This window comes from Tautonia rosea, from assembly GCF_012958305.1.
Taxonomy (GTDB): domain Bacteria; phylum Planctomycetota; class Planctomycetia; order Isosphaerales; family Isosphaeraceae; genus Tautonia; species Tautonia rosea.
The window spans coordinates 101,873-125,138 of the sequence record NZ_JABBYO010000015.1 but is presented as its reverse complement, the minus strand read 5'-3'; the positions used below and the strand labels follow the sequence as shown (position 1 = coordinate 125,138).

General features: G+C 60.0%; 19 protein-coding genes. 14 read left to right on the top strand and 5 right to left on the bottom strand.

Features of this window, described 5'->3' with window-relative positions; all coding sequences use genetic code 11:
* The first annotated feature begins 89 nt into the window (after positions 1–89).
* Complete coding sequence (gene topA / locus HG800_RS22095; protein WP_169979595.1) at positions 90–2,642, top strand: type I DNA topoisomerase; 2,553 nt, start codon at positions 90–92, stop codon at positions 2,640–2,642.
* 99 nt (positions 2,643–2,741) lie between these two features.
* Here the strand turns inward: topA and acpS are convergent, their stop codons facing one another.
* A complete protein-coding gene (gene acpS / locus HG800_RS22090) occupies positions 2,742–3,164 on the bottom strand; it encodes a holo-ACP synthase (protein ID WP_169979593.1) in 423 nt (140 codons plus the stop codon).
* 260 nt (positions 3,165–3,424) lie between these two features.
* Between acpS and HG800_RS22085 the strand changes: the two genes are divergently transcribed.
* The 13 genes from HG800_RS22085 (at position 3,425) to HG800_RS22025 (ending at position 18,246) form a co-directional block, all read left to right on the top strand.
* On the top strand, positions 3,425–5,701 hold the full coding sequence (locus HG800_RS22085; RefSeq protein ID WP_169979591.1) for an ATP-dependent helicase: 2,277 nt from the start codon (positions 3,425–3,427) through the stop codon (positions 5,699–5,701).
* A gap of 161 nt (positions 5,702–5,862) precedes the next feature.
* Positions 5,863–6,606 carry a pyridoxine 5'-phosphate synthase gene (locus HG800_RS22080; protein ID WP_169979589.1) on the top strand — a complete coding sequence of 248 codons (744 nt, stop codon included), beginning with the start codon at positions 5,863–5,865 and terminating at the stop codon, positions 6,604–6,606.
* 232 nt (positions 6,607–6,838) lie between these two features.
* Positions 6,839–7,732: a 4-hydroxy-tetrahydrodipicolinate synthase gene (dapA, locus tag HG800_RS22075; RefSeq protein ID WP_169979587.1), complete on the top strand. Its 894-nt coding sequence runs from the start codon at positions 6,839–6,841 to the stop codon at positions 7,730–7,732.
* A 369-nt stretch (positions 7,733–8,101) separates the two neighbouring features.
* On the top strand, positions 8,102–8,500 hold the full coding sequence (locus tag HG800_RS22070; protein WP_169979584.1) for an ArsR/SmtB family transcription factor: 399 nt from the start codon (positions 8,102–8,104) through the stop codon (positions 8,498–8,500).
* A 268-nt stretch (positions 8,501–8,768) separates the two neighbouring features.
* The gene (locus HG800_RS22065; protein WP_169979582.1) at positions 8,769–9,509 is read left to right on the top strand and encodes an OmpH family outer membrane protein; all 741 of its coding nucleotides are present in this window, start codon (positions 8,769–8,771) and stop codon (positions 9,507–9,509) included.
* 183 nt (positions 9,510–9,692) lie between these two features.
* Positions 9,693–11,045 (top strand): UDP-3-O-acyl-N-acetylglucosamine deacetylase, encoded by a 1,353-nt coding sequence (gene lpxC, locus HG800_RS22060; protein ID WP_169979580.1) that lies wholly within the window; start codon positions 9,693–9,695, stop codon positions 11,043–11,045.
* 103 nt (positions 11,046–11,148) lie between these two features.
* A complete protein-coding gene (locus HG800_RS22055) occupies positions 11,149–11,991 on the top strand; it encodes an acyl-ACP--UDP-N-acetylglucosamine O-acyltransferase (RefSeq protein WP_169979578.1) in 843 nt (280 codons plus the stop codon).
* A 55-nt stretch (positions 11,992–12,046) separates the two neighbouring features.
* Entirely contained in the window at positions 12,047–13,195 is a 1,149-nt protein-coding gene (locus tag HG800_RS22050; protein WP_169979576.1) for a Gfo/Idh/MocA family protein, read from the top strand.
* A 157-nt stretch (positions 13,196–13,352) separates the two neighbouring features.
* Positions 13,353–13,598 carry a hypothetical protein gene (locus tag HG800_RS22045; RefSeq protein WP_169979574.1) on the top strand — a complete coding sequence of 82 codons (246 nt, stop codon included), beginning with the start codon at positions 13,353–13,355 and terminating at the stop codon, positions 13,596–13,598.
* A gap of 128 nt (positions 13,599–13,726) precedes the next feature.
* Positions 13,727–14,839 carry an alanine dehydrogenase gene (gene ald / locus HG800_RS22040; RefSeq protein ID WP_169979572.1) on the top strand — a complete coding sequence of 371 codons (1,113 nt, stop codon included), beginning with the start codon at positions 13,727–13,729 and terminating at the stop codon, positions 14,837–14,839.
* A 51-nt stretch (positions 14,840–14,890) separates the two neighbouring features.
* A complete protein-coding gene (locus HG800_RS22035) occupies positions 14,891–15,181 on the top strand; it encodes a hypothetical protein (protein ID WP_169979570.1) in 291 nt (96 codons plus the stop codon).
* Positions 15,178–16,269, top strand: coding sequence for an S-methyl-5-thioribose-1-phosphate isomerase (gene mtnA / locus HG800_RS22030; protein WP_169979568.1), 1,092 nt, complete (start codon positions 15,178–15,180; stop codon positions 16,267–16,269). The genes HG800_RS22035 and mtnA overlap by 4 nt, the downstream gene beginning before the upstream one ends.
* Positions 16,270–16,377: 108 nt before the next feature.
* Positions 16,378–18,246 carry a glycerophosphodiester phosphodiesterase family protein gene (locus tag HG800_RS22025; RefSeq protein ID WP_169979566.1) on the top strand — a complete coding sequence of 623 codons (1,869 nt, stop codon included), beginning with the start codon at positions 16,378–16,380 and terminating at the stop codon, positions 18,244–18,246.
* A 3-nt stretch (positions 18,247–18,249) separates the two neighbouring features.
* Here the strand turns inward: HG800_RS22025 and HG800_RS22020 are convergent, their stop codons facing one another.
* The 4 genes from HG800_RS22020 to HG800_RS22005 all read right to left on the bottom strand — a co-directional run bounded on the left by HG800_RS22020 (position 18,250) and on the right by HG800_RS22005 (position 23,170).
* Positions 18,250–19,917, bottom strand: a complete 1,668-nt coding sequence (locus tag HG800_RS22020; RefSeq protein WP_169979564.1) for a hypothetical protein — start codon at positions 19,915–19,917, stop codon at positions 18,250–18,252.
* Between the two features lie 151 nt (positions 19,918–20,068).
* Positions 20,069–21,820, bottom strand: coding sequence for a bifunctional sulfate adenylyltransferase/adenylylsulfate kinase (locus tag HG800_RS22015; protein ID WP_206352397.1), 1,752 nt, complete (start codon positions 21,818–21,820; stop codon positions 20,069–20,071).
* 119 nt (positions 21,821–21,939) lie between these two features.
* Positions 21,940–22,350, bottom strand: a complete 411-nt coding sequence (locus HG800_RS22010) for an RrF2 family transcriptional regulator (protein ID WP_169979562.1) — start codon at positions 22,348–22,350, stop codon at positions 21,940–21,942.
* An 88-nt stretch (positions 22,351–22,438) separates the two neighbouring features.
* Complete coding sequence (locus HG800_RS22005; RefSeq protein WP_169979560.1) at positions 22,439–23,170, bottom strand: phosphoadenylyl-sulfate reductase; 732 nt, start codon at positions 23,168–23,170, stop codon at positions 22,439–22,441.
* Positions 23,171–23,266: the final 96 nt, after the last annotated feature.

The following is a 23,266-nucleotide window of genomic DNA, read 5'->3' as shown; positions in this document are numbered from 1 at the left end:
TGCGCTCTTTCTTTGTCACCGTGACAGTCTTGCTTCGTCTTCGTCCCCCATCCTGCCAGGCTGGGGGCTCCTGGGGTTGATCGCCGCGTATGAATGTCGTCATCGTCGAATCGCCTGCGAAGTGCCGGACGATCAACAAATACCTGGGAGACGAGTATCAGGTGCTCGCCTCGTTCGGCCACATCCGAGACCTACCTCCGAAGGACGGTTCCGTCCGGCCCGACGAGGATTTCTCGATGGATTATGAAATCCAGCCTAGCTCCACGAAGGCCGTGAAGGCCATCGTCGATGCCGTCAAGCAGGCCGATGCCCTCATCCTCGCCACCGACCCGGACCGGGAAGGCGAAGCGATCTCCTGGCACGTCCTCGAAATGCTCCGCCAGAAGCGGGCGTTACGCAAGGATCTTCAGGTGCGCCGAGTCGTCTTCAACTCGATCACCAAGGATGCGGTGCTCGACGCGATGGCTCACCCTCGCGACCTCGACATGGCACTTGTCAACGCTCAGCAGGCTCGCAGAGCACTTGACTTCCTCGTCGGTTTCTCGCTCTCTCCCGTTCTTTGGAGAAAGCTGCCGGGAAGCAAATCCGCCGGCCGGGTCCAGTCGGTCGCGCTGCGATTGATCTGTGACCGTGAAGATGAGATCGAACGATTCGTCAGCCAGGAATACTGGGACGTCCGTGCTGCCTTCCTAAAACAAGACGAAACCCGATCCCGATTCCTCACCCGGCTGACCCACTTCGAAGGGAACAAACTCGACAAGTTCGACATTCCCAACCAGGCCGAGGCCGATCGGGTCGTTGCGGGTTTGTCGGGCAAGGGCTATGCGGTTCGGTCGGTCGAACGGAAGCAGGTTCGTCGAAATCCGAACCCACCGTTTACCACCTCGACGCTTCAGCAAGAAGCGTCTCGAAAACTAGGCTTTGGCGCCAAGCGAACCATGCAGGTTGCCCAACGCCTCTACGAATCCGGACGCATCACCTACATGCGAACCGACGGCGTGGAGATCGCCCCGGAAGCCCTCAGAGCCATTCGATCGCAAATCGAAGGGCAATTCGGCAAGAATTACGTCCCCGATTCCGCCCGCGTCTATAAGAGCAAGGCAGCCAACGCTCAGGAAGCTCACGAGGCGATCCGACCGACCGACCTTTCGCTGCTTCCCTCGGCCGTCTCCAAGGACGTCGAGGCCGACGAAGCGAAGCTCTACGATCTCATCTGGAAACGGACGATGGCCAGCCAGATGGCCACCGCCATTTTCGATCAGGTCGTCGCCGAGATTGATGCGGAAGACCGCTCGGCCACGTTTCGAGCTGTCGGCACCACCATGAAGTTCGATGGCTTTCTCCGCCTCTATCGTGAGGGCCGCGACGACGCCTCAGACGAGGATGAGGAAGGTGGAGCCTTGCCTGTATTGACCGAGGGCGAGGTGGTCGACTTGGCCGAACTCTTGCCGGCTCAGCACTTTACCGAACCGCCTCCCCGCTTTACCGAGGCCAGCCTCGTCAAGCGAATGGAGGAGCTTGGCATTGGCCGGCCTTCGACCTATGCCAGCATCATCTCGATCCTTCAGGATCGAGACTACGTCAAGCTTGAAAGCAAACGCTTCTTTCCCGAACCTCGCGGCCGAGTCGTCACCGCCTTCCTAACGCACTTCTTTCAACGGTATGTCGAGTACGACTTCACCGCAAACCTTGAGAACGAACTCGACCGCGTCTCCGACGGCCAGGTCGATTGGAAAGAGGTCCTGAGAGCCTTCTGGGATCACTTCGCCGCAAATGTTGAAAAGGCCAAAGGGCTGGAGATTACCAATGTCATCTCCGAGCTGAATGAGGCCCTCGCCACACTCCTTTTCCCAGGAGAGGGCGAGTTGGACGAACGTCGGAAGTGCCCCTCTTGCGGCGCCGGCCAGCTTTCGTTGAAGGTCGGCAAGTACGGCGCGTTTGTCGGCTGTTCGAATTATCCCGAGTGCCGCTTTACCCGAGAACTGACCAAGGACAAAGACAAAGGGGATGGTTCCTCGGATGGAGACTCGGCCTCGTCAACTGCCGTCGAACCGAAACACCTTGGAGAGGATGCCGAGGGACAAGCCATCACACTCCGCAAGGGTCCCTACGGATTCTACGTTCAGCTAGGAGAAGGCAAGAAGCCCAAGCGCGTTTCTGTTCCGAAAGGGATGGATCCAGAATCGGTCTCCCTCGATCGAGCGGCCGGCTTGCTCGCGCTTCCCCGCAACCTCGGCAAGCATCCGGAGACCAACAAGGTCGTCAAGGCCGGCAGTGGTCTTTACGGCCCCTACGTCCTTCACGAAGGGAAATACACGACCCTCCGTCCCGAAGATGACGTGTTGACGATCGACCTCGACCGTGCCGTCAAACTGATCGCCGAAGCTCCCAAGAAACGCGGTGCCGAACCGATCAAGGTGCTCGGTGAACATCCCGAAGACAATCAGCAGGTTGCCGTCTTCGAGGGACGATACGGTCCTTACGTCAAGCACGGCAAAGTCAACGCCACAATCCCGAAAGATCGCAAGCCCGACGAGATCACCCTCGACGAAGCAATTCCCTTGCTTCAGGAAGCGGCCAGTCGGAAATCGTCAGGCGGAGGTCGACGAAAGACCACGACGCGTGGCAAGTCCAAATCCTGATTGACGAAACGGCTCACGCCTGAACCCTTGATTTCTGGCCGTTCCCCCATGAAAGACGGGGAAACGGTGGGCTTTCCGGAGTATGAATCGAGTTTGGAGTTACGGATCCTGAGGCTCCTCGAGCGAAACCTGCTTCGAATTCGCGGCCATCGCAATTGCCGTGGCTGTCGCATAGGTCCGACAGTGGGACAAAGAGATCAGAATCTCTCCGATGCCTCTCTGAATCGCGGCGTCACGGGCTCCCCCGCGCACCAAGACCTTCGGCCCGCTCATCCCATCTCGCCGGATCTCCATATCGGTCCAGCAGATCCCTCGAACCCATCCGGTCCCGATCGCTTTAAGGATCGCTTCCTTGGCCGCCCAACGACCAGCAAAATGCTCGAACGCATGTTTCCGTCCCTGGCAGTATCGAATCTCGCGTTCGGTATAAACGCGGCGCAGAAACAACTCACCATGCTGCTCAATCATCTTGCCAATCCGGGGCACCTCAATAATGTCGGTCCCGATCCCCAGAATGTTCATGCGTGGTCGATCCTCTGTTCGAAGCAAAGCAAGTGTTCCGACCTCTGAAACCGGGTACGATCCCTGAGTTTATCCAAGTCAAGCCCGACTGGCCAATCGGGCCATCATTCCGCTGCCAAGCAATCGTCAATAGCCTGGCAACCAGGCAGGGGCCCCCCAAGGGAATCAGATCGCGGGAGATCCCGCTCAATGGTATACTGCCCTTCGATGCGATACGGACGTACCGGTCTCGACGTCACTCTGCCAGGGACGGATCGCTGATGGATTTGCTCTCCGATTTGACGGCCCCCCAGCGAGAAGCCGTCTCTCACGTCAATGGCCCGCTCCTCGTCCTTGCCGGAGCCGGATCAGGTAAGACACGGGTCATCACGCGAAGGGTCGCCTCGCTGCTCGGACACGGTATTCCCGGACGTCAGATCCTCGCGCTGACCTTCACCAACAAGGCTGCCACCGAGATGCGGGAACGGATTACCGCCCTGGCGCCCAATCACGGCGTCTGGGTTGGAACCTTTCACGCGCTCTGTGCGCACCTTCTGCGCGAATTCGGGCCGAAGATTGGCCTCGATCGGGGTTTCACCATCTACGACCAGCCCGACCGGCTCCGCGTCCTCAAATCGGTCATGGAGCAACTCGACCTCCTCGACGCCGGCGTTGCCCCGGAAAAGGTCGAGGCCGCCATCAGCCGAGCCAAGAACGACATGCTTGATCCCGAGACCTATCTGGCACGCCGGGGAGATGGCTCCGACCACGTCTCCGCTGTCGTGGGTCGAGTTTTCAAGGGCTATCAGAAGCGTCTCCTCGAATCGTCCGCCGTGGATTTCGACGACCTTCTCACGCACGTGGTCTCGTTGCTCCGCCAGGATCAGGACCTTCGTGCACGTCTCGACGACCGTTACCGATACATTCTCGTTGATGAATACCAGGACACCAACCTCGCCCAGTATGCCATTGTTCGGGCCCTTTCGGTCGATACGCCGAACCTTTGTGTGACTGGCGACCCCGACCAGTCGATTTACGGATGGCGAGGCGCGAACCTCAACAATATTCTCGAATTCGAACACGATTATCGCGGCTGCAAGGTCATTCGACTCGAACACAATTATCGTAGCACCAAAAACATCCTTCGAGTCGCCGATCATGTGATCCATCACAACCGTCGTCGCAAAGCCAAGGTCCTGACGACGGAAAACCCCGATGGCGATCCGGTCGAGCTCACCACCTTCGCCAACGAGACGGAAGAAGCCCAGGCCGTTGCGTCCACCGTCGCCGACCTCGCGAGAAATGGGGGCTATTCGTTTGGGGAAATCGCGGTCTTTGTTCGAGTCACTGCCCTGACCCGAGGCCTCGAATCCGCCTTCCGATCCCTCGCGATCCCGTATCAGGTGGTTGGTGGTGTCTCGTTCTACGAACGTCTCGAAGTGAAGGACGTGCTGGCCTATCTGAGCCTTCTCAACAATCCCAAGGATGACGTCGCGTTTCTCCGAGCGATCAATGCTCCACCTCGGGGACTCGGAAAGGTCAGTCTCGACCGGCTTCAGGGCCATGCGCGAGAACACGGCATTCCCCTCAGTGCTGCAGTCCGAGAAGCCGCTTCGATCGCAGGCCTGACCCCCAAGGCCCGATCCGGGCTTCGCGATTTCGTCCTCCTGATGGATGAGCTCGCCGCCCTCAGCGATCACTCCTCGGCAGAGGAGCTCACACGAAAGCTCATGAACCTCAGCGGATACCGGGACTACTGGGCCAATCAACCCAAGGGAGACGGTGAGGACCGCGTCGCCAACCTCGATGAGCTCGTTTCAGCCGCTCGCCAGTTTGACCTGGAGCATCCCGAGTCCACCGTCCTCGACTTCCTGGCCGATGTCACCCTCAGCTCTGCCGTCGATCGCTGGAAAGATGAAGGAGGAGCGGTCACTCTGATGACCCTTCATGCCTCCAAAGGATTGGAGTTCCCGGTCGTCTTCATTGTCGGCATGGAACAGGGTCTCCTCCCCCATTCCAGGGCTTCCGACAACGACGCAGAGCTGGAGGAGGAACGCCGACTTTTCTTCGTGGGCATTACCCGCGCTCAACACGAACTCCGGCTGAGTCATTGCCGAGTCCGAGAATTTCGGGGCCAACGATCGGTTGCGATCCCCTCGCAATTTCTCATGGAATTACCCGAAGGCCCGATCCGCTACCGTGACCTCTCCGGAGGTGATGGCGAAATGCCGTTCTCCTCCAGGCGAGTCTCTCGCACCTCATCCCCTCCTGAACCTCGGCCCGTCTCGGCCTCGTCTGGTGAGCGTGTTCGGTTCACCACGGCCGCCGCGCTGGCCAACCCCTCAGGGGCATCGGCACGATCCGACACGGCATCGACCATCGATCTGTCCGCGTTTCGGCCGGGTATCCTCGTACTTCATCCCGAGTATGGACTCGGGAAAATCGTCTCCATCGATGGTGCTGGTCCCAACCGCAAAGGCCGGGTCGCCTTCACCGTGGGAGGAGAGAGAACATTCGTGCTGGCCCGATCGCCCCTCCGACCAGTCAAGCGATCTTGAATCATGACGCGCGTCTCATCCCGAATTGCAGAAACGAATCGTCTTCAACTCGATGGCATCGAACCTCGTGTCTGGTGTTGATGTCGAGTCAGAAGCAAACCCTTTGTGATGACCGAACGCCCAGCTAGGAGGTCTCCGACCCGTCTCGGAGTTGTCCGATCATGATTCGCCTCGGCGTCAACATCGATCACGTCGCCACCATTCGTCAGGCCCGAGGAGGTCGCGAGCCCGATCCCGTCTGGGCCGCCGTCCTCGCCGAGCTGGGAGGTGCCGACGGCATTACCATCCACCTGAGGGAAGACCGTCGACACATCCAGGAGCGAGATCTGCGAGTCCTTCGGGAAACCGTTCGTACTCGCCTGAATCTCGAGATCTCCCTTGCCCCGGAGATCGTGTCCATTGCCATGAATGTCCGACCCGATCAAGTTACCTTCGTTCCCGAACACCGCCAGGAAGTGACAACCGAAGGCGGACTCGACCTGCTCAAGCATCGCGATCGCATCGCTGAAGCCGTTTCTCGCTGCCAGGACGCGGGAATCGAGGTCAGCCTCTTCCTCGACCCCGACCCGGCGCAACTCGAGGCAGCCGCCTCGGTCGGCGCCATCGCGGTCGAACTCCACACCGGCCGATACGCCGACGCGCTCAACCCACCTTCGCGTCAAAGGGAACTCGAAGCATTATTCGACGCCGGCCGACGGATTCGACACGACGGTCTCCTCCTTCACGCCGGACATGGTCTGACACTTCAGAATGTCGCCGACGTGGCCCGAATTCCTGGGATGCTGGAACTGAATATTGGGCATAGCATTGTCTCTCGGGCCGTCTTCCTCGGTTTCGAACGTGCCGTGGCCGAGATGAAGCAGGCCATCCAAAACGCCGTGGCCCAGCCGCCTCCGGCTCAGTGACCCCGGCAAACCCAGCAGATGCTGATCCACGAACGTGTTTCCAGCGGTGCAGGGTGAATCCTCATTCACCCCAATAAAACGCATGTCCACTCTGAAATGAAACGGTAAGCTGTCGTGGATGTCGGGAGTCGGATCTTCCCGCGACGCAACTGGTTTCGTTATGATGAGATGGAGATTCCAGGCCGTACTCTGTTTCCTTTTCCTTTCGTTTGCGTGAGTTCGAGGCGTGACGATGCCGACCAAGGGTGAATGTTTCAAGGGTTGCACCGTTGCTCTCGTAACTCCCTTTCGAGATGGTGAAATCGACCTCGACGCACTGAATCGCCTGGTCGACTGGCACATCGAACAGGGCACGCCGACGATCAGCCCCGTCGGCACGACCGGGGAATCCCCGACCCTCTCGCACGACGAGCACGAACGGGTCATCGCCGCCGTCATCGAGCGTTCCCAAGGCCGTGCCCGAGTCATGGCCGGCACGGGTTCCAACGCCACGAGCGAGGCCGTTCGGTTGACCAGGTTTGCCGAGCAGGCGGGTGCCGACGGGGCCTTGCTTGTCGCCCCTTACTACAATCGACCCAGTCAGGAAGGCTTATACGCCCATTACGCCCGAATCGCCGAAGCGACCGATTTCCCTCTGGTTCTTTACAACGTTCCTGGCCGCACCGCCCGTAATATCGAACCAGCTACGGTCGAGCGATTGGCCCGGGTGGCTCGCATAGTAGCAATTAAGGAGGCGAGCGGGTCCATTGATCAGGTCAGTGAAATTCGAATGCGCACCGATCTGACTATCCTCTCGGGTGACGATTCCTTGACCCTCCCCATGCTCGCAGTCGGTGCTGACGGGGTCGTGTCCGTTGCGGCAAACCTCGTTCCCCGTCCCATCATCGCCATGATCGACGCCTTTCAACGTGGCGATCTTGCCGAAGCCCGCAGAATCCACCTTGAACTCTTCCCCCTTTGCCGCGATCTCCTCTCGATCGCCGCCAACCCCATTCCAGTCAAGACCGCGATGGGCCTCCTGGGCCGGATCGATGGCTCCATGAGACTCCCTCTCTGCCCCCCCGACCCCTCCGGTATCGAAGCCCTCCGCGCCGCCCTTCACAACTCCGGATTGCTTGATCCTTGATTAAAGCATTCAAGCAACACCATCCCATCGAGGTCATCTTCACATCAATTCGATGGATCGAATGACGTGAAAACACTTGTCTGGATCGCATGAGCCGTGTAGGATGTGTGCAGACACTCTGGTGTCGGGATGTGCGACTATCGCTCAGCCCCTCACTCCAGGAGTACCGTCAGCTAGCCCTCCTTTGGAAATCCTCTTTCTCTAGCTGATCGGTACAAGACTTGCTCGCTACCTGTTCGTCCTGATGCATCGGTCGGGGAGAACCCATTCTCCGGCTGAAGGCGACCGTCTCCGGCGCTCCGGGTCGATCAGTTCCTGAACGGACCAATGGGTTAACATCGCATTACCGAAGAATCGGACTTTCCAACCATGGCTCGAAAAAGCACCAAGGCGATCGACGGCACGAACGGAGTTGCCGCGGTCGAAATCCTTCCACCGGTTTCCGACCAGTCGGTCCGGGAACTGGCTCAGGTCTTCAAGCTAATGAGCGACGAGACCCGCCTCCGAATTTTGCTCTACCTTGCTCGGAGCGGTGAACTGCACGTGACCGATCTCTGCAACCGCCTTGGACAAAGCCAACCGGCGGTGAGCCATCATCTTGCTCTGCTTCGCGTCTCGGGATTGATCGAGTCGCGCCGAGAGGGAAAACACAACTTCTACAGCGTTCGAGCAGATCAGTTCGGCGAACTGTTGACGCAGCTGTTTTCGAATGCGGGTCGCATCCCGCGTAAGATCAGATTCCACCGATTCCAACTCACCGTGGATTGATTCCTTATCCAGATCCTGGTGTGCAACCCGCCGGCGATTTGGAGCCGGCGGTTCGTCTTGACCCCATTTGCGACTCGATGCAAAATCACGCCTTGTTCGAGTCTCGCCCAACCGGCTCGCAGTGCTTCTGTCGAGCCGAGGACGGCCGTCCCGTGCTCGGATGCGCGGGGGCTCACTGAGCAGGAGCGGGTTTGGTCGTCACGCGATACTGAGATACTTTGGTATCGGTCCATCGACCCCCCGGACATTTGAGGAAGGAGCCGATCCGATGCCGATTCAGACCCGTGCGGTTGCTCTCGCTGGTTTCGGTCTGCTGGGGATGCTTGGCCTGACCGTCCATCCGATCCTCGGCCAGCAGCCCGACCCCCAGGTCCAGCGCACAGCTACCCCCGACGCCGGCCAACCCGCCCGATCCGCGGCCGTCGCCATGGCTCCCGCCGTGATCGCCGGAATCGACATGGAACGGGTCATTAACGAATATGACCGTTACAAGGAGTCGAGCGAGAAGTTCAAGGCCGAGGCCATGCAGAAGCAGAAGGAGCTTGAATTGCTCCTCGCCGAAGCGAAAGGCTATGCCGAAAAGCGTGACTCTTTCGGCGTGGGCACTCCCGACTACCAGAAATTCAGCGACCTCCTCGCCGACACCCAGGCCAAGTTCGAGGCCCAGAAGCAGAAGATCGCCGCCGACTTCACGATCCGGGAGTCGAACGCGGTCGCCGAAATTTACAACGACATTCGTTACGTCGTCGATTTCATTGCCAAGAAGCGCGGTGTGACGTTCGTGGTTCAGATCGGCTCCAATGACAAAATTAATGGTGAGAATCCGAACGATGTGATGGCTGCCGTCGCTCGAAACGTCGTCTGGAACGACCCCACGGCCGACATCACCGACCAGGTCGTGACCACACTCAACGCCTATCACAAGCAGCGCAAGGCACAGGCACAGCAGGGCGCGGCCGCACCTGCTGCTGGAACTCCAACTGCGTCCCCAGCAGCAGGTGGAAACTGAGTCAAATCGTTCGGGGTCGAGAGTCACAGGTTCACGAGTTGATTCTCGCCCCCTCTGCTCCTTGCTGATTGATGTCTTACCAGGAAACCTCGGACCGACCCGCACCGGTCGCCCTCCCTTCCTGTGCCCGGTGGTGCCGATCGAACTGACGGGCTCACTCGATCAAGGAAAGATCAGGCCGGCATGACCACCCGAGGATCGCGACCGCAGCGGACGATTGCCCGAGACGCCGAGGTCCGGGGCATTGGCTACCTTCTGGGATCAGACGTCACCGTCCGGTTCCGACCAGCCGACGCCGATTCCGGCATCCGCTTCGTTCGGGTTGATCTTCCTGACCGGCCTTTCGTGCCGGCCCTTGCAACCTACGTCGAACCGCGAGAGCGCCGAACCGCCCTCCGGCGGGGCGAGGCGGTCGTCGAAATGGTCGAGCACATCATGGCTGCCCTTGCCGGGCTCCAAATCGATAATTGCACGGTCGAGCTCGACGCCCCCGAAACGCCAGGCATGGACGGCTCTTCGCTTGCCTTTGCCCGTAGTCTTGCCTCAGCCGGGGCGATCGAGCAAGATCGTCCCCGAGAGGTACTCGTGATCGACCGTCCCATCACGGTCCGAGACGGCAAGGCTTCGGTGACCGCCTATCCAGGAGAGCCCGATCGGCTCGTCCTTTCCTACCAGCTCGACTACGGCAGCGGTTCACCGATCCCCGCTCAGGCCTTTTTCGCTGAGCCGACTCCCGAACTCTTCCTTCGCCAAATCGCTCCGGCCCGGACCTTCCTCCTTTCCGCCGAGGCTGAGGCACTTCGCGCCGCAGGCGTTGGTTCCCGAACCAGTGAGGCCGACCTCCTGATCTTTGCAGATGATGGTCCGATCGGTAATTCCCTTCGGTTCACCGATGAGTGTGCACGGCATAAATTGCTCGATGTGATCGGTGATCTTGCCCTCATCGGCAAGGATCTGGTCGGTCATGTTGTCGCTCATCGTTCCGGTCATTCGTTGAATGTCGAGCTCGCCCGAGCATTGCTTGCGGCCGACTCAGTATCCTCGGAACCGGAGCCGGATCACGACTGCTGCACGCTGGCCACCGCTTCACCTGCAATGGACATCGGGGCAATCATGCGATTGATGCCCCACCGTTATCCGTTTCTGCTGCTCGACCGCGTTCTGTCGATCGATCCGGGCCGAACGCTCAAAGCATTGAAGAATGTCACCTTCAATGAACCGTTCTTTCCGGGTCACTGGCCCGATCGACCGGTCATGCCCGGTGTGATGATTCTCGAAGCTATGGCTCAGGCCGCCGGCATCCTCATCAGCCACCGCTTCGACCCCGATCGACACATGGCCATGATTGTCTCGATCGACGATGTGAAGATTCGTCGACAGGTCGTTCCCGGCGATCAACTCGTCCTGGAAATTGACCGTTTCCGCGCTCGATCTAAGATGGCCGAGGCTCACGGCGTTGCCCGGATCGGCGATCATATTGCCGCCGAGGCCCGATTGCGATTTGCCGTGCTGCCATCTGATCAGGTCGCGGCCTGATCCTTGAGGAGCAAACTGAGCGGGGTGGTCGGCGGGCAAGGATCACATGCTCGATCCGGCTCTCGCTCCTCGACCGAGAATGCGTTCCAGGGAGGGAATGCTCATGGCGATTCGAATCGCCGACACCGCAACGGTCGACCCAGGTGCCGAACTGGCCGACGACGTCGAGATCGGTCCCTACTGCGTGGTCGGTCCCGATGTCAGACTCGGCTCGGGAACCCGGCTGATTTCCCACGTTTGCCTGCTCGGCATCGTTCGCATGGGTGAACACAATCGGATCGGCCCCTTCACGGTGATCGGAACTGATCCCTTCGCGGCCGGATCGATCAGTCGGGTCGAGATCGGTAGTGAGAACACGATTCGCGAAGGGGCTTCGATCGAGGGCGGATCAGGGATCGAGGCTGGCACCCGAATCGGCTCTCGAAATCTCCTCGGCCCTCACGTGGCCATCGCTGGCGACGCTTGGATCGAAAACGATGTCGTGCTCGGGGCCGGAGTCCGAGTAGGCCTCAGGGCTGGAATCGAATCCTTTGCTCAGCTCACCGCTGGTGTCGATGTTCATCCAGCCGCGACCGTCGGCGAACACGCCTTTGCAGGGGGGCCAGCTCGGATTTTCCGCGACGTACCCCGCTATTTGCTCGTCGATGGAGCGCCCTCGAAGGTCCGATCCATCAACCTCATCGGCCTGAAACGTCAGGGGTTTTCCCGACCTGCGATCCGATCGCTTCGCGAAGCGCACCGCCTGATCTATCGAGCCGGGCTCGATCTGAACGCCGCGGCCAACCGTTTGGTCGATCTCGGCCAGATGACTCCCCAGGTGATCCGCCTTCTGGAATCACTCCACGCCCAACGTTCCGGACGCCACGGCCGGGCCCGAGAGGCGCTCCGACGACTCCCGGACACCGCAGGAGCGGCACTCAGCCGCAGTGAACATTCCACAGGTTGATTGATCGCAACGCCACACGGCGAACCGCCCGGATGGCTTGAAGAAGGAGCGGAAGGTGACGACCAAGGATCGGTTGCGGGTCGGAGTCGTGGGAGTGGGGCATCTCGGCAGACATCATGCCCGAATCCTCTCCGGAATTGACGGGGTCCATCTCGTCGGTGTGGCCGATGTGCGGACCGAGCAGGCCCTCGCAGTCGCTGGGCCGCTCGGTGCCTCGGCCTTCGACGACTATCGAGAACTTCTCGACCGGGTCGACGCCATCTCAGTCGCCGTGCCGACGAGCCTACACCATGAGGTCGCCGGCGCGTTCCTCTCCCGAGGCATCCATGCCCTGGTCGAGAAACCGCTGGCATCAAGCGCCGCCGAAGGCCGCGATCTGGTGGAACTGGCCAGGAAATCTGGCGCGGTCCTGGCCGTCGGCCACATTGAACGCTTCAACCCCATCTGGGAATCCGCGGTCGACCGCTGCCCTCGGCCTCGATACCTCGACGCAGAGCGCCTGGGAATTTATACCTTTCGATCCACCGACGTCGGCGCTGTGCTCGACCTGATGATCCATGACATCGACCTCATTCTCTCACTCGTTAAATCTCCGGTTTTGGCAGTCTCGGCTCTGGGGACTCCCGTGTTCGGTGGACATGAAGACCTGGCCCAGGCCCGCCTTGAATTCGAAGACGGCTGCATCGCCGACATCGCTGCCAGCCGAGCCAGCTTCCAGGCTTCCCGTCGGATGCGGCTCTGGGGTGCGGAAGGCTACGCATCGATCGATTTTGCCTCACGACAGGCAACCCTCGTCCGACCGTCCGAATCCCTCCGCCGCGGTGAGATGAACCTCGACGGCGTCGATCTCTCCCGTCCCGACGCCATCCGCGACCACCTGTTCGGTAACGTTCTGCAGGTCGAGCAGATTGCCCCGCCTGCGCCCGTCGATCAACTTACGGCGGAGCTGACCGACTTCGTTCACGCCGTCCGATTCGGACATGCTCCGCGAGTTCCGGGAACCGAAGCTCTCGAGGCTCTCCGCGTCGCGGAACAGGTCCTTCACGGCCTGCGATCCTACCGGCTCGATGCGGGAACCGAAGTGCCGGGCGCTCCCCATCTTCGTACCTCCTCCGCCGCCGCCGAGTCCCGCCCTGCACTCTCTGGCCCAAAACTCTGGAAACTCAGAGGGCCCGGCAACCCATCCCGATCCCCAAGGGTTTGATTCCACCACCCCGATCGTCCATCACGCGGCAATTCTTCCGCTCGCGTGCTCAGGCTTCGCCTTGAAGCGGACGATCGTCCATCGGTATGATTTAAGTCTTCAACGGCCGCGCTCCGGCGCGGCTGGGATCGTTCTCCCTCCGATACGGACTCGACCCATGGCCGCGCCAGACACCGACGACCGCCCTGCTCCCGATCCTCGCCTGAAGGTCCTCAAGAAGTTCAAGGGCCGGTTCCTTCCCCGGGGCCCTCTGCGCGATCGGCACCGCGAACTCATGAAGCGCTGGGAGTCCGGTGACGATCACGGCGGAGTCACCTTCGAAGAACTCAAGTCCCTCCTCGACGACTGGCGGGCGGATCAGGCCCACCGCCGCAATCCCAAGGCGGCCAAAGCCCAGGCCTGAGCATTCGTCGTGTTTCCCTTGAATGATTCGGCCGGGCGACATCCTGATCGCCCGGCTTGCGATCCTCCCCTGCGCTCTGGTCGAATAGGGGATCAACGCTTCGCCCGCATCCCCATCGGAGCCGCAACATGATCATCGGGGTGCCCCGAGAGATCAAGGACGATGAATACCGCGTCGGCCTGCTTCCCGTCGGTGCAGAGGAACTCACTGCGGCCGGTCACTCGGTCCTGATCGAGTCCGGGGCGGGTCTGGGTAGTGGCTTGCTCGACGCCGCCTACGAAGACGTCGGCGCGACCATCGTCCCGAACGCTTCGGAGATTTGGTCGCGAGCAGACCTTGTGATGAAGGTCAAGGAACCGCAACCCGCCGAATGGCCGAAAATGCGATCCGGCCAGGTCGTCTTCACCTACTTTCACTTCGCCGCCGACGAAGCCCTGACCCGCGCCGTGATCGACAGCAAGATCACAGCCATCGCTTACGAAACCATCGCCGACGCCCGGGGGCATCTCCCCTTGCTCACCCCAATGAGCGAGGTCGCCGGCCGGATGAGCATTCAGCAAGGGGCCAAGTTCCTCGAACGCCCCCAGGAGGGTCGGGGAATCCTCCTCGCCGGGGTGCCCGGAGTCGCTCCGGCGGAAGTCGCCGTCCTCGGGGGGGGGATTGTCGGTTCAAACGCCGCGAAGGTCGCTGCCGGCCTCGGGGCCAATGTCCGCATCCTCGACATTAACCTCGATCGGCTCCGCTACCTCGACGATATCATGCCCCCGAACGTCACCACCCTTTATTCCGACCGCCACACCATCCGAGAATCCATTGAACGGGCCGATCTGGTGATCGGTGCCATCCTCATAGCGGGTGCCCGAGCCCCTCGACTCGTGACAAGGGCCGACCTCGGTCGCATGAAACCCGGCGCGGTCGTCGTCGATGTGGCAATCGATCAGGGTGGCTGTTTCGAAACCAGTCGACCCACCACGCACCGCCACCCGACCTACGTGGTCGATGACGTAGTCCATTATTGCGTCACCAACATGCCCGGCGCCGTCGGCCGGACAAGCACGTATGCCCTCTGCAACGTTACACTCCCTTATGCCTTGAAACTCGCAAACCAGGGCTGGCGAACCGTTGCGGAACAGTCCCCTGGAATCGCCCTGGGAATCAACATTGTCGCAGGCCAAGTGACCAACCAAGCCGTGGCGGAAACGTTCGATCTCCCGTTCGTTCCCTGGACGAACACTGCCTGACCCAATTCCATCCGCGTTCCTCTCCCCGACATTCCTTCCGGAGCCCCCACCATGGACAACGGCCACGAACACGACGCTGAACACGAAGAGATCGACGCTACCGAACTCTTGCAAGAACTCGGGGCCGATGCCCGAACGCAGATCTTCCTCTCGATGCGTCAGCAGAACCTGGAACTCCTTGAGATCGCGGCCCGGGTCGCCGGCTATGGTAGCGATCACGGCCCACTGAAGGGTGACGAGTCCGAAAAGGCGATGCGAACCATCTGGAAACTCTACTCCGAGTTCTACTCCTGGATCGACCCCGAGGAGATCGAGGAAGACGACGAGGATGACGACGAATGAGCGTCGATTCCACCGAAGCCGATCTCAGACCAACGGTCGAAACCGTTGGCTGGGTCGGTTCGGCCCACGACGGCTTTGTCCGTCTCATTGACCAGACCCTCCTGCCCGGAACGTTCGTCCACATTGATTGCAAGAACGTCGACCAGGTCTGGGAAGCGATTAAAATGCTTCGGGTTCGCGGCGCTCCGGCCATCGGTATTGCCGCGGCCTTCGGTGCCTTGTTGGGCGCTCGAAGTCAGGGGATCGACTCGGTGGACTCGATCCGATCAGCGTTGAAGCAGGCCACCACTTCCTTGCGCACCAGTCGCCCTACTGCGGTCAATCTCTTCTGGGCGCTCGACCGCATGGACCGTATCGCAGAGACCGAGGCATCGCGCACGTCCGATCCCAATACTCTACTGGAACGGATACTCACCGAAGCCCGAGCGATTCAGGATGAGGATCGAGCGATGTGCCGATCCATTGGCCGCTTCGGGGCCGAGCTCCTCAGTCCGGGCCAGGGTGTACTCACCCACTGCAACGCCGGTGGCCTCGCCACGTCCGATTATGGGACTGCACTGGCCGTCATCTTTTCCGCAGTCGAACAAGGCAAGTCTGTTCATGTCTTCGCAGACGAAACTCGACCTCTGCTTCAGGGCGCTCGCCTGACCGCCTGGGAGCTGCAGCGGCGCGGTATTCCCGTCACCTTGATCTGCGATAACATGGCCGCTCAGGTCATGAAGGAAGGTCGTGTTCAAGCCGTCGTCGTCGGTGCCGACCGCATCGCCGCGAACGGCGATACCGCGAACAAAATCGGCACGTACTCGGTCGCTCTGGCCGCTCGTGCCCACGATATCCCGTTCTACGTTGCGGCGCCGTCGAGTACTTTCGACCTCACCTTGTCCGATGGTTCCTCCATCCCGATCGAACAACGCGACCCGCGTGAGATCACTCATGGATTTGGTCACGCCACCGCTCCCGAAGGAATCCAGGTTTACAACCCGGCATTCGACGTCACTCCGGCTGCACTGATCACCGCCTTCATCACGGAACGAGGAGTCATTCGACCGATCACCCGAGAAGCGATCCGAAACCTTATCGGCTCGTGATCGTTGCTCAGGTATCTCTTTGATCAGTCACGATTTTCAGCTTGATCAGTTTGCTCACAACCAAGAACTCCCGCTCCTCGATCATCAATCTGTGTAGGATCGTGGGAAATGCGAATGACACCAAAGATCTCCTCACGAAAACTTCTCTACCAGGTTCTGGGAGACTTTGGTCGCTCGTTCGCTCCGCTTGTTGGCTACGAGATTCTTTACCGGCTCGCGGCCTTTGTACTGATTGCTCCCGCAAGTGCCTGGCTCTTGCGTTCCCTCATTGGAATGACCGGGCGCTACGCCGTCGGAAATGTTGAACTGATCGCCTTTGCCTTCTCGCCAGTGGGGCTTGCGTTCGTTCTTACTGTCGGCATTCTCACGGTCTTTAACCTGTTTTTTCAGCATGCCGGGGTAATCCTGATCGCTGATGCCAAACTCAGAGGGCGACATCTCTCGCCATTCGGCACCTTCATGCGGGTAATCCTGAATTTCCCCCGAATGCTTCATCTTGGCGTGTTGCAGATCATCCGATATGCAACAGTGGTGCTTCCGATCCTTCTGGTTGTCGGATTGGCTTACTGGTTCCTCTGGTCAGGTGCTGACCTCTATTTCTTGACCCAGGTTCGTCCTCCCCAGTTCTGGTTAGGCGTCATCGTGGCAGGCCTCACGATCGCCGTGGGATCGGTCATCATCGTGCGAATGATCCTTCAGTGGCTGGTTTCCCTACCCCTCGTCCTCGTAGAAGGTCGCTCAGCTGAAGATGCGTTACGAACAAGCAAGCAACAAACCTCTGGACAAATGGTCCGAAACTTAAACCTCTTGATCGTCTCGACGCTTGCGATTGCTCTTCTCGGTGTCGTCGTCGCCGCCCTATTCGAAGGGATTAGTTCTCGTGTATTAAACCTTGTTCCAGGACGCCTGGATTTCACAATCCCTGCCTTGGCCGGGTTACTGGGCACCCATTTCCTCTTGTTCGAGGCGGTTGAAATTACCGGGTCGATCCTGGTGGGCCTCGTGATCTTTCGGATTGCCCACGAATCTGGTCTCGTCCAGCCATATCGAGGGCCGCCTGGGATTTCGGATGACAAAACACTTCTGAAACCTTCGAAGCGTCGACAACTCGTTCGAAAGATCCTGTTGGGCGTCCTACTCCTTGCCGTGATTTCCGCCCTGGCATCATTGGGATTGCTCGCAACCGTTGGCGTAACCCCGACCGTGACAATCACTGCACACCGGGGAGGAGCACATGACGCTCCAGAAAATACGCTGGCCGCGATCCGATCGGCCATCGCCTCTGGCGCTGATGCGGCCGAAATCGACGTGCAACTGACCGCGGACGGAAAAGTCGTAGTTTTTCATGATGAAGATCTCATGCGTTTGGCCGGCGATCCGAGGCGACTTTCTGATTTGACCTTCGACGAGGCACGCACCTTCGACGTTGGGTCCTGGTTCGGTCCTGAGTTCCAAGGAGAACGCATTCCGACCCTCGACGAAGTCATTGATGAAGCGGGCAACCGCCTCAAACTCAATATTGAGCTCAAGCTGACACGGACCCAATCAGATCCCGAACCCTTGGTCCGAGCCGTCCTCGACACGATCAATGTGAAGCAAGCGCAGCAGCGTTGTTACATCTCGACCCTTTCCTACCCGGCGCTCGTCGAGGTTCGTCGCCAGAATCCTGATATGCGTGTCGGCTTCATCGTGTTCGAAGCCGTCGGCGATCCCACCCGCCTCGATCTCGATTTTCTCAGTGTTCGTGATGTCCTCGCGACAGACGATTTCATCGCCCGAGCCCGGCGACGCAACCGAACAGTCCATGTTTGGTCGGTCAGCGATCCGAACCAATTTGTGACCTTCGTCAATCGAGGGGTTGAAGACATTATTACATCAAAGCCAGCTCTGATGGTGGATCGAAGATCCGAACTTGAGGAGCTAAACGACCTGGAACGCCTTCTCCTCTGGTATCAACGATTCTTGAGTGACCGATAAGACTCACTTACTCCGATTCGTCCCGATATCTCCTTTTCGTTTCCAAACCTCGATCTTTCCAAAGCTCCGATCCGGCTCATACCACCTGTGGACCGCCTCGATCATTGCCGGTGAGATCAGGTCCGGCTCAGGTCCTTCCACGTTCGGCGACCAGATCACGACCGAATCAACGGTAGTTTCAAGCTGATCGAGAAACACGCAATCATCCCAGCCAACCTGACTTTTCCAGAGCAGTCCCGATTCATTCCGAAACACTGGCAAACGCCCGGCAACCCCTACGGCCGAAAGCTGATAGCTCAGCAGGTTCGCAACTTTGGTCGAGGCTCCAAACTCGTTCCGGAGATGGTCGATCGCATTTCGGTAATCGACCCAGGGGTAAAGCTTCTCCTGGTACGCAGTCATGTGGTGAACATACCCAGGAGGAGCTGAGACCTGATCGTCCTCGCGATCGACGATCGCCGCCAGGGCAGCTCGCGGGTCACAAAACGCTGGCTTCGCAGGTACGGCGGCCGCAACCACAATCACGCTGAGAGCCAGTCGGAGTTGTCCGGACAACCGCCTCTGGCACAGGACATTCGCCGCGAGCAGTCCAAGCATGACCGACCAGACAACCCATCGAGGGTGGTCAAGATAATCATGCGGAAAGGGATGCAGCGGCTTGTACGCCAGCACTCCGATCGCGGCCAGCAGCCAGATTCGCGACTCGCGTTGGATCGTGGGGCTGCTCGACCTTGACAGTAAGCCAACAACCAGAGGAACAGCGAGCCATCGTAGCTCAGTGACCTGTCGGATCACTCCTCCAATCATCCCCGTCGGCGTCGCTCGATTGTAGCGGCTCCCATAGGAGGCAAGCCGAATCCCTCGCAAAAAATCATCAAAGTTTCCTTGAATGATGAGCGGTAAAAACGCCAGAACCACTCCGCAACCCACAAGCAGCACCCATCGAACCGCCGAGGAGAGTCTTTCCCCTCGACTCGACTCCGCAACAGCCCAGAGCAGTGCAGGAACAAAGACGATGACATGAGGCCGAAACGCGAAGGCAGCCGCAGTGGCAAACGCTGAAGCCGTTCGCCCCCATCGTCCTGGCCAAGTCGTCGGTGAGAGCAGAGCCAGTGCAATGAACCACATTGCCTGCCAGTCTCGCTGAGCGACCAGGGAGAAGTTCAGGTTTGCGAGATATCCAAGCAATGCCGTAAAACTGACGAGCCCCGGCCAGCTCCGGTGAAAGTGCCGTCGGGACCAGAGGACCAGGACAAGCCCCAGTCCGCAAACCATGGCAGCATCCAGAGCATAGATGGGCCAGGATTTTCCTGGGCCGAAGACCGCGATCAGCCCGCGGAACAGGAGAATTTGCCCAGGGAATGCGAAGGCGGCGACGTCGCGGTAGGGCAGAACCCCCTGGGACCATGCCAGGGCCATGGCGGCGTTGGTATCGAGGTCAGGCCACCAGGGCCAGGTCAGGTAGTGGGGCACCCAGCTCGCAAACATTGCGAGGCAGAGGAGCCCCGTTCCTGACGGCAAGACGCGACGGACACACCAATCAGCCCACAGGTCGAGCCGGCAAGGCTCGTCCTGGAGCCGATCGAGACGAGTCAGAGTTCCAACCTCGGAAGAGGTCGGACCAACCGATTTCGTAAAGGCTGAAGGAGGAGACGATGTCGGATGAGACATGGCGGACCCTCCGTGGTCCTCTGAAGCGGCTTCCCTTCCTCGTTGCGAAGATCCGGAGGGTCTGAGGATTCTCAGGCACTTCGGAGCATGCGGAGAACTTTACCCGAGCCGGATCGTTTTGTCGATGACCCGGCTCGGATCAATCCTCGAATCAACGGTGGCCGTGAGGCAAGATGTAGCCGAGCTTCAGCAGGGCTTCAATAATCTCGTTGGCGCACTGCTCGACCGAGAGCTTGCTGGTATCAAGCGTGACCTCGGGGTTCAAGGGGGCCTCGTACGGGTCGTCCACCCCGGTGAAGCCCATCGGCTTGCCAGAGGCGACGGCGTTGCGGGCCTTGGCGTAGAGGCCCTTCACGTCGCGCTGCTCGCAGACGTCGAGCGGAGTGTCACAGAAGACCTCGACGAAATTCCCCTTCGACATCTTGCGGGCTTCGTCGCGCGTCTCGCGATACGGACTGATCACCGAACAGAGGATCGTCCCGCCGTGCTGGGCAACCAGGCCGGCAACGTAACCGACCCGACGAATGTTCGTATCTCGATCTTCTTTGCTGAAGCCGAGCCCCTTCGACAGGTGGGTCCGGATCTCGTCGCCATCGAGCATCGAGGCGTTGCGACCGTATTCGGCCAGGCGCTCGGTCAGAGCGTGGGCGATCGTGCTCTTGCCCGAGCCGGAGAGGCCGGTGAACCAGATTGTCAACCCCTGGTTGAACTTCGGCGGGTTCGTTTCGCGGAGGATCTCAGCCACCTCGGGGCGGCTGAACCAGTCGGGAAGGGGAACGCCCTTGGCGAGGTAGTCGTCGCGGACCTGGGTGCCGGAGATGTTGGCGGTCTTGACCCCCTCGGGGACCTCATCGACGGCGCAGTAGCGGTCTTCGTCGGGCAGGTAGACCATCAACTTGAAATCGACCATGCCCATGCCGATTTCATCGCCATACTTCTGCATGAATTCCTGGGCGTCGTACGGCCCGTAGAAGGGCTTGCCCGAGGAGTCATTGCCGGGGCCGGCGTGGTCTCGGCCGACGATCAGGTGAGTACAGCCGAAGTTGCGGCGGATGATCGCGTGGAAGAGGGCCTCACGAGGGCCGGCCATCCGCATGGCAAGCGGCAAGAGGCTGAGGACGACCGCGTTCTCGTCGTAGTAGTCGTCCACCAGGGCTCGGTAGCAGCGAACGCGGGTGAAGTGGTCCACGTCGCCCGGCTTGGTGACGCCGACAACCGGGTGAATGAGAAGGCCGCCGCCAACCTGCTTGGCCGCAAGCTTGGTCAGTTCTTCGTGGGCCCGGTGCAAGGGGTTGCGGGTCTGGAAGGCAACAACCTTCTCCCAGCCCTTCTCGGTAAAGTGGGCTCGGACCTCAGCGGGTGTCTTGCGGAGTTCGACAAAGTCGTAATGCGGCGGGACGCGGATGACTTCCAGCTTACCGGCGGCGTAGTAGCCGGGCTGGCGGTTCAGGTAGGCGACCGAAGGGTGCTTGGCGTCGGTGGTGCCATAAGCCCCTTTGGCCTCGGCCTCCTTGTCGTACGCGTAGATTTCCTCGACATGCAGGAAGGCGAGCAGGTTGCCGTAGATGTCTCGCAGGGCCAACGGCTTGCCTTCGGTCACACCCTGTGAGGGATCGACGGGCAGGGTGACAGGCAAGGGCCAGAGGGTTCCGTCAGCAAGGCGCATTTCGGCGACCACGCGTTCGTAGTCGGCCTTGCCCATGAAGCCCTGAAGCGGCGAGAAGCCGCCTGTGGCCAGCAATTCCAGGTCGCAGAGACCACGTTCGTCGAGCGTCAGGCTCGGATAATCTTGAGAGGTTGCCCGCATTTCGGCGGCGCGGGCTTCATCGACGATCAGGTCAACCAGCGATCCGCCATAGGGGGTGTTGGGACCAGGGTGGGAAGTCGAGGCAGAAATCGTCAGGGTCTCCTTCTGAAAGACTCCTCAAGGGGAGTCGAACCAATTAAGAACAATTGAGAATCGTAACAAAGCGAGGTCACCAGATGCGATGCCAAGCGATGCAGGAGTGTCGAGGATTGGCATCAGATGACCCAGTCTCGGGGCGCCGTCCGCTCGGCGACATCGGCCAGGGTGATTCGTTCGAGCACGGATTGCTCGGCGCGTCGAATCTCCTCCCAGACCGAGGCGAGCGCCCGGGCCTCGGGAGCCTGGGGCTCTCGGTGTGGTTCTTCGGGCCCATCAATTGCGAGCAGGACTTCACCGATCGAGATCCGATCAGGAGACTTCGTTAACCGGTAGCCTCCTGACGCGCCTCGGACGCTGGAGACCAGACCAGCTCCTTTGAGATGGAGCAAGATCTGGACGAGATAGCGTTCGGGAATTCCCTGGCTTTCGGCGATTTCCCGGATGCGCATCGGGGGTTCGTCAGGCCGATGACGGGCGAGGGCAAGCATTGCCAGACAGGCATATTCGGCTTTCGCGGAGAGTTTCATCGGCAGTCAGCGGATACGAAAGATGCGTCGAGACTCGTACGCGAATTTCTGGGGGTGTGACAATCAAGACCGAACCGAGCGTCCCGAGTTAGAGTTGGCTACTGTCGAGCGAGTGCAATCCACATTCGGTTTTGGCCTGCCCCGCCCAGCGGCCGGCTCGTTCGTCGGTTTCCCCTTCAGCGACCGGACGTGTGCACGGCCAGCAGCCAATGGAAGGATAGCCCTGATCGTGCAGGGGGTTGTACGGGATCGAGTTGGCCACGACAAACGCCCAGACATCCCGACGCGACCAGCGAAGCAAGGGATTGACCTTCACCAGGTCGAACTTCTTATCCCAGCCGACCACATTCGCTTTCGCTCGGTGATCCGACTGATCGGCGCGGATGGAGGAAATCCAGGCGTCGTAACCGACCACCGCGCGGCGCAGCGGTACGATCTTCCGCTCGAAGCAGCAGCGATCCGGCTCTCGCGAGTAGACCGGACCACCATTGGCAGCCTCAAATTCGGCGACGGTTGAGTCGGCCCGGACCAGTTCGACCTCAATCCCGTAGCGCTCGGCAATGCGGTCGCGGAGGCGAAGCGTTTCGGGAAACTGGTAGCCGGTATCGAGGTTGAAGACGCGGACCTGTCGATCAGGATCGACGTGCGACAACATGTGGAGGATCGCACATCCTTCAGGACCGAACGCGGTGGCCATGGTCAGCTTCGACCCGAAGGTCTCAACCGACCAGCGGAGGACCTCCCAGGCCGAAGCGGATTCCAATCGTTGGCTCGCTTCCGCCAGATCCACCTTCAGATTCGGGGGCGCTTCGACCGTCATGGTTCGACCTCGATCCGACACGATGAACTTCGAATGTTCGCAATCTTAGCCATGATTTGCATGATGGTCAACTTTCCAGATCGATTGGTCGCAACG

Excerpts from the sequence above, each read along its gene's own strand:
- topA (WP_169979595.1), top strand. The coding sequence starts at position 90 with ATGAATGTCGTCATCGTCGAATCGCCTGCGAAGTGCCGGACGATCAAC.
- acpS (WP_169979593.1), bottom strand. The coding sequence starts at position 3,164 with ATGAACATTCTGGGGATCGGGACCGACATTATTGAGGTGCCCCGGATT.
- HG800_RS22085 (WP_169979591.1), top strand. The coding sequence starts at position 3,425 with ATGGATTTGCTCTCCGATTTGACGGCCCCCCAGCGAGAAGCCGTCTCT.
- HG800_RS22080 (WP_169979589.1), top strand. The coding sequence starts at position 5,863 with ATGATTCGCCTCGGCGTCAACATCGATCACGTCGCCACCATTCGTCAG.
- dapA (WP_169979587.1), top strand. The coding sequence starts at position 6,839 with ATGCCGACCAAGGGTGAATGTTTCAAGGGTTGCACCGTTGCTCTCGTA.
- HG800_RS22070 (WP_169979584.1), top strand. The coding sequence starts at position 8,102 with ATGGCTCGAAAAAGCACCAAGGCGATCGACGGCACGAACGGAGTTGCC.
- HG800_RS22065 (WP_169979582.1), top strand. The coding sequence starts at position 8,769 with ATGCCGATTCAGACCCGTGCGGTTGCTCTCGCTGGTTTCGGTCTGCTG.
- lpxC (WP_169979580.1), top strand. The coding sequence starts at position 9,693 with ATGACCACCCGAGGATCGCGACCGCAGCGGACGATTGCCCGAGACGCC.
- HG800_RS22055 (WP_169979578.1), top strand. The coding sequence starts at position 11,149 with ATGGCGATTCGAATCGCCGACACCGCAACGGTCGACCCAGGTGCCGAA.
- HG800_RS22045 (WP_169979574.1), top strand. The coding sequence starts at position 13,353 with ATGGCCGCGCCAGACACCGACGACCGCCCTGCTCCCGATCCTCGCCTG.
- ald (WP_169979572.1), top strand. The coding sequence starts at position 13,727 with ATGATCATCGGGGTGCCCCGAGAGATCAAGGACGATGAATACCGCGTC.
- HG800_RS22035 (WP_169979570.1), top strand. The coding sequence starts at position 14,891 with ATGGACAACGGCCACGAACACGACGCTGAACACGAAGAGATCGACGCT.
- mtnA (WP_169979568.1), top strand. The coding sequence starts at position 15,178 with ATGAGCGTCGATTCCACCGAAGCCGATCTCAGACCAACGGTCGAAACC.
- HG800_RS22025 (WP_169979566.1), top strand. The coding sequence starts at position 16,378 with ATGCGAATGACACCAAAGATCTCCTCACGAAAACTTCTCTACCAGGTT.
- HG800_RS22020 (WP_169979564.1), bottom strand. The coding sequence starts at position 19,917 with ATGTCTCATCCGACATCGTCTCCTCCTTCAGCCTTTACGAAATCGGTT.
- HG800_RS22010 (WP_169979562.1), bottom strand. The coding sequence starts at position 22,350 with ATGAAACTCTCCGCGAAAGCCGAATATGCCTGTCTGGCAATGCTTGCC.
- HG800_RS22005 (WP_169979560.1), bottom strand. The coding sequence starts at position 23,170 with ATGACGGTCGAAGCGCCCCCGAATCTGAAGGTGGATCTGGCGGAAGCG.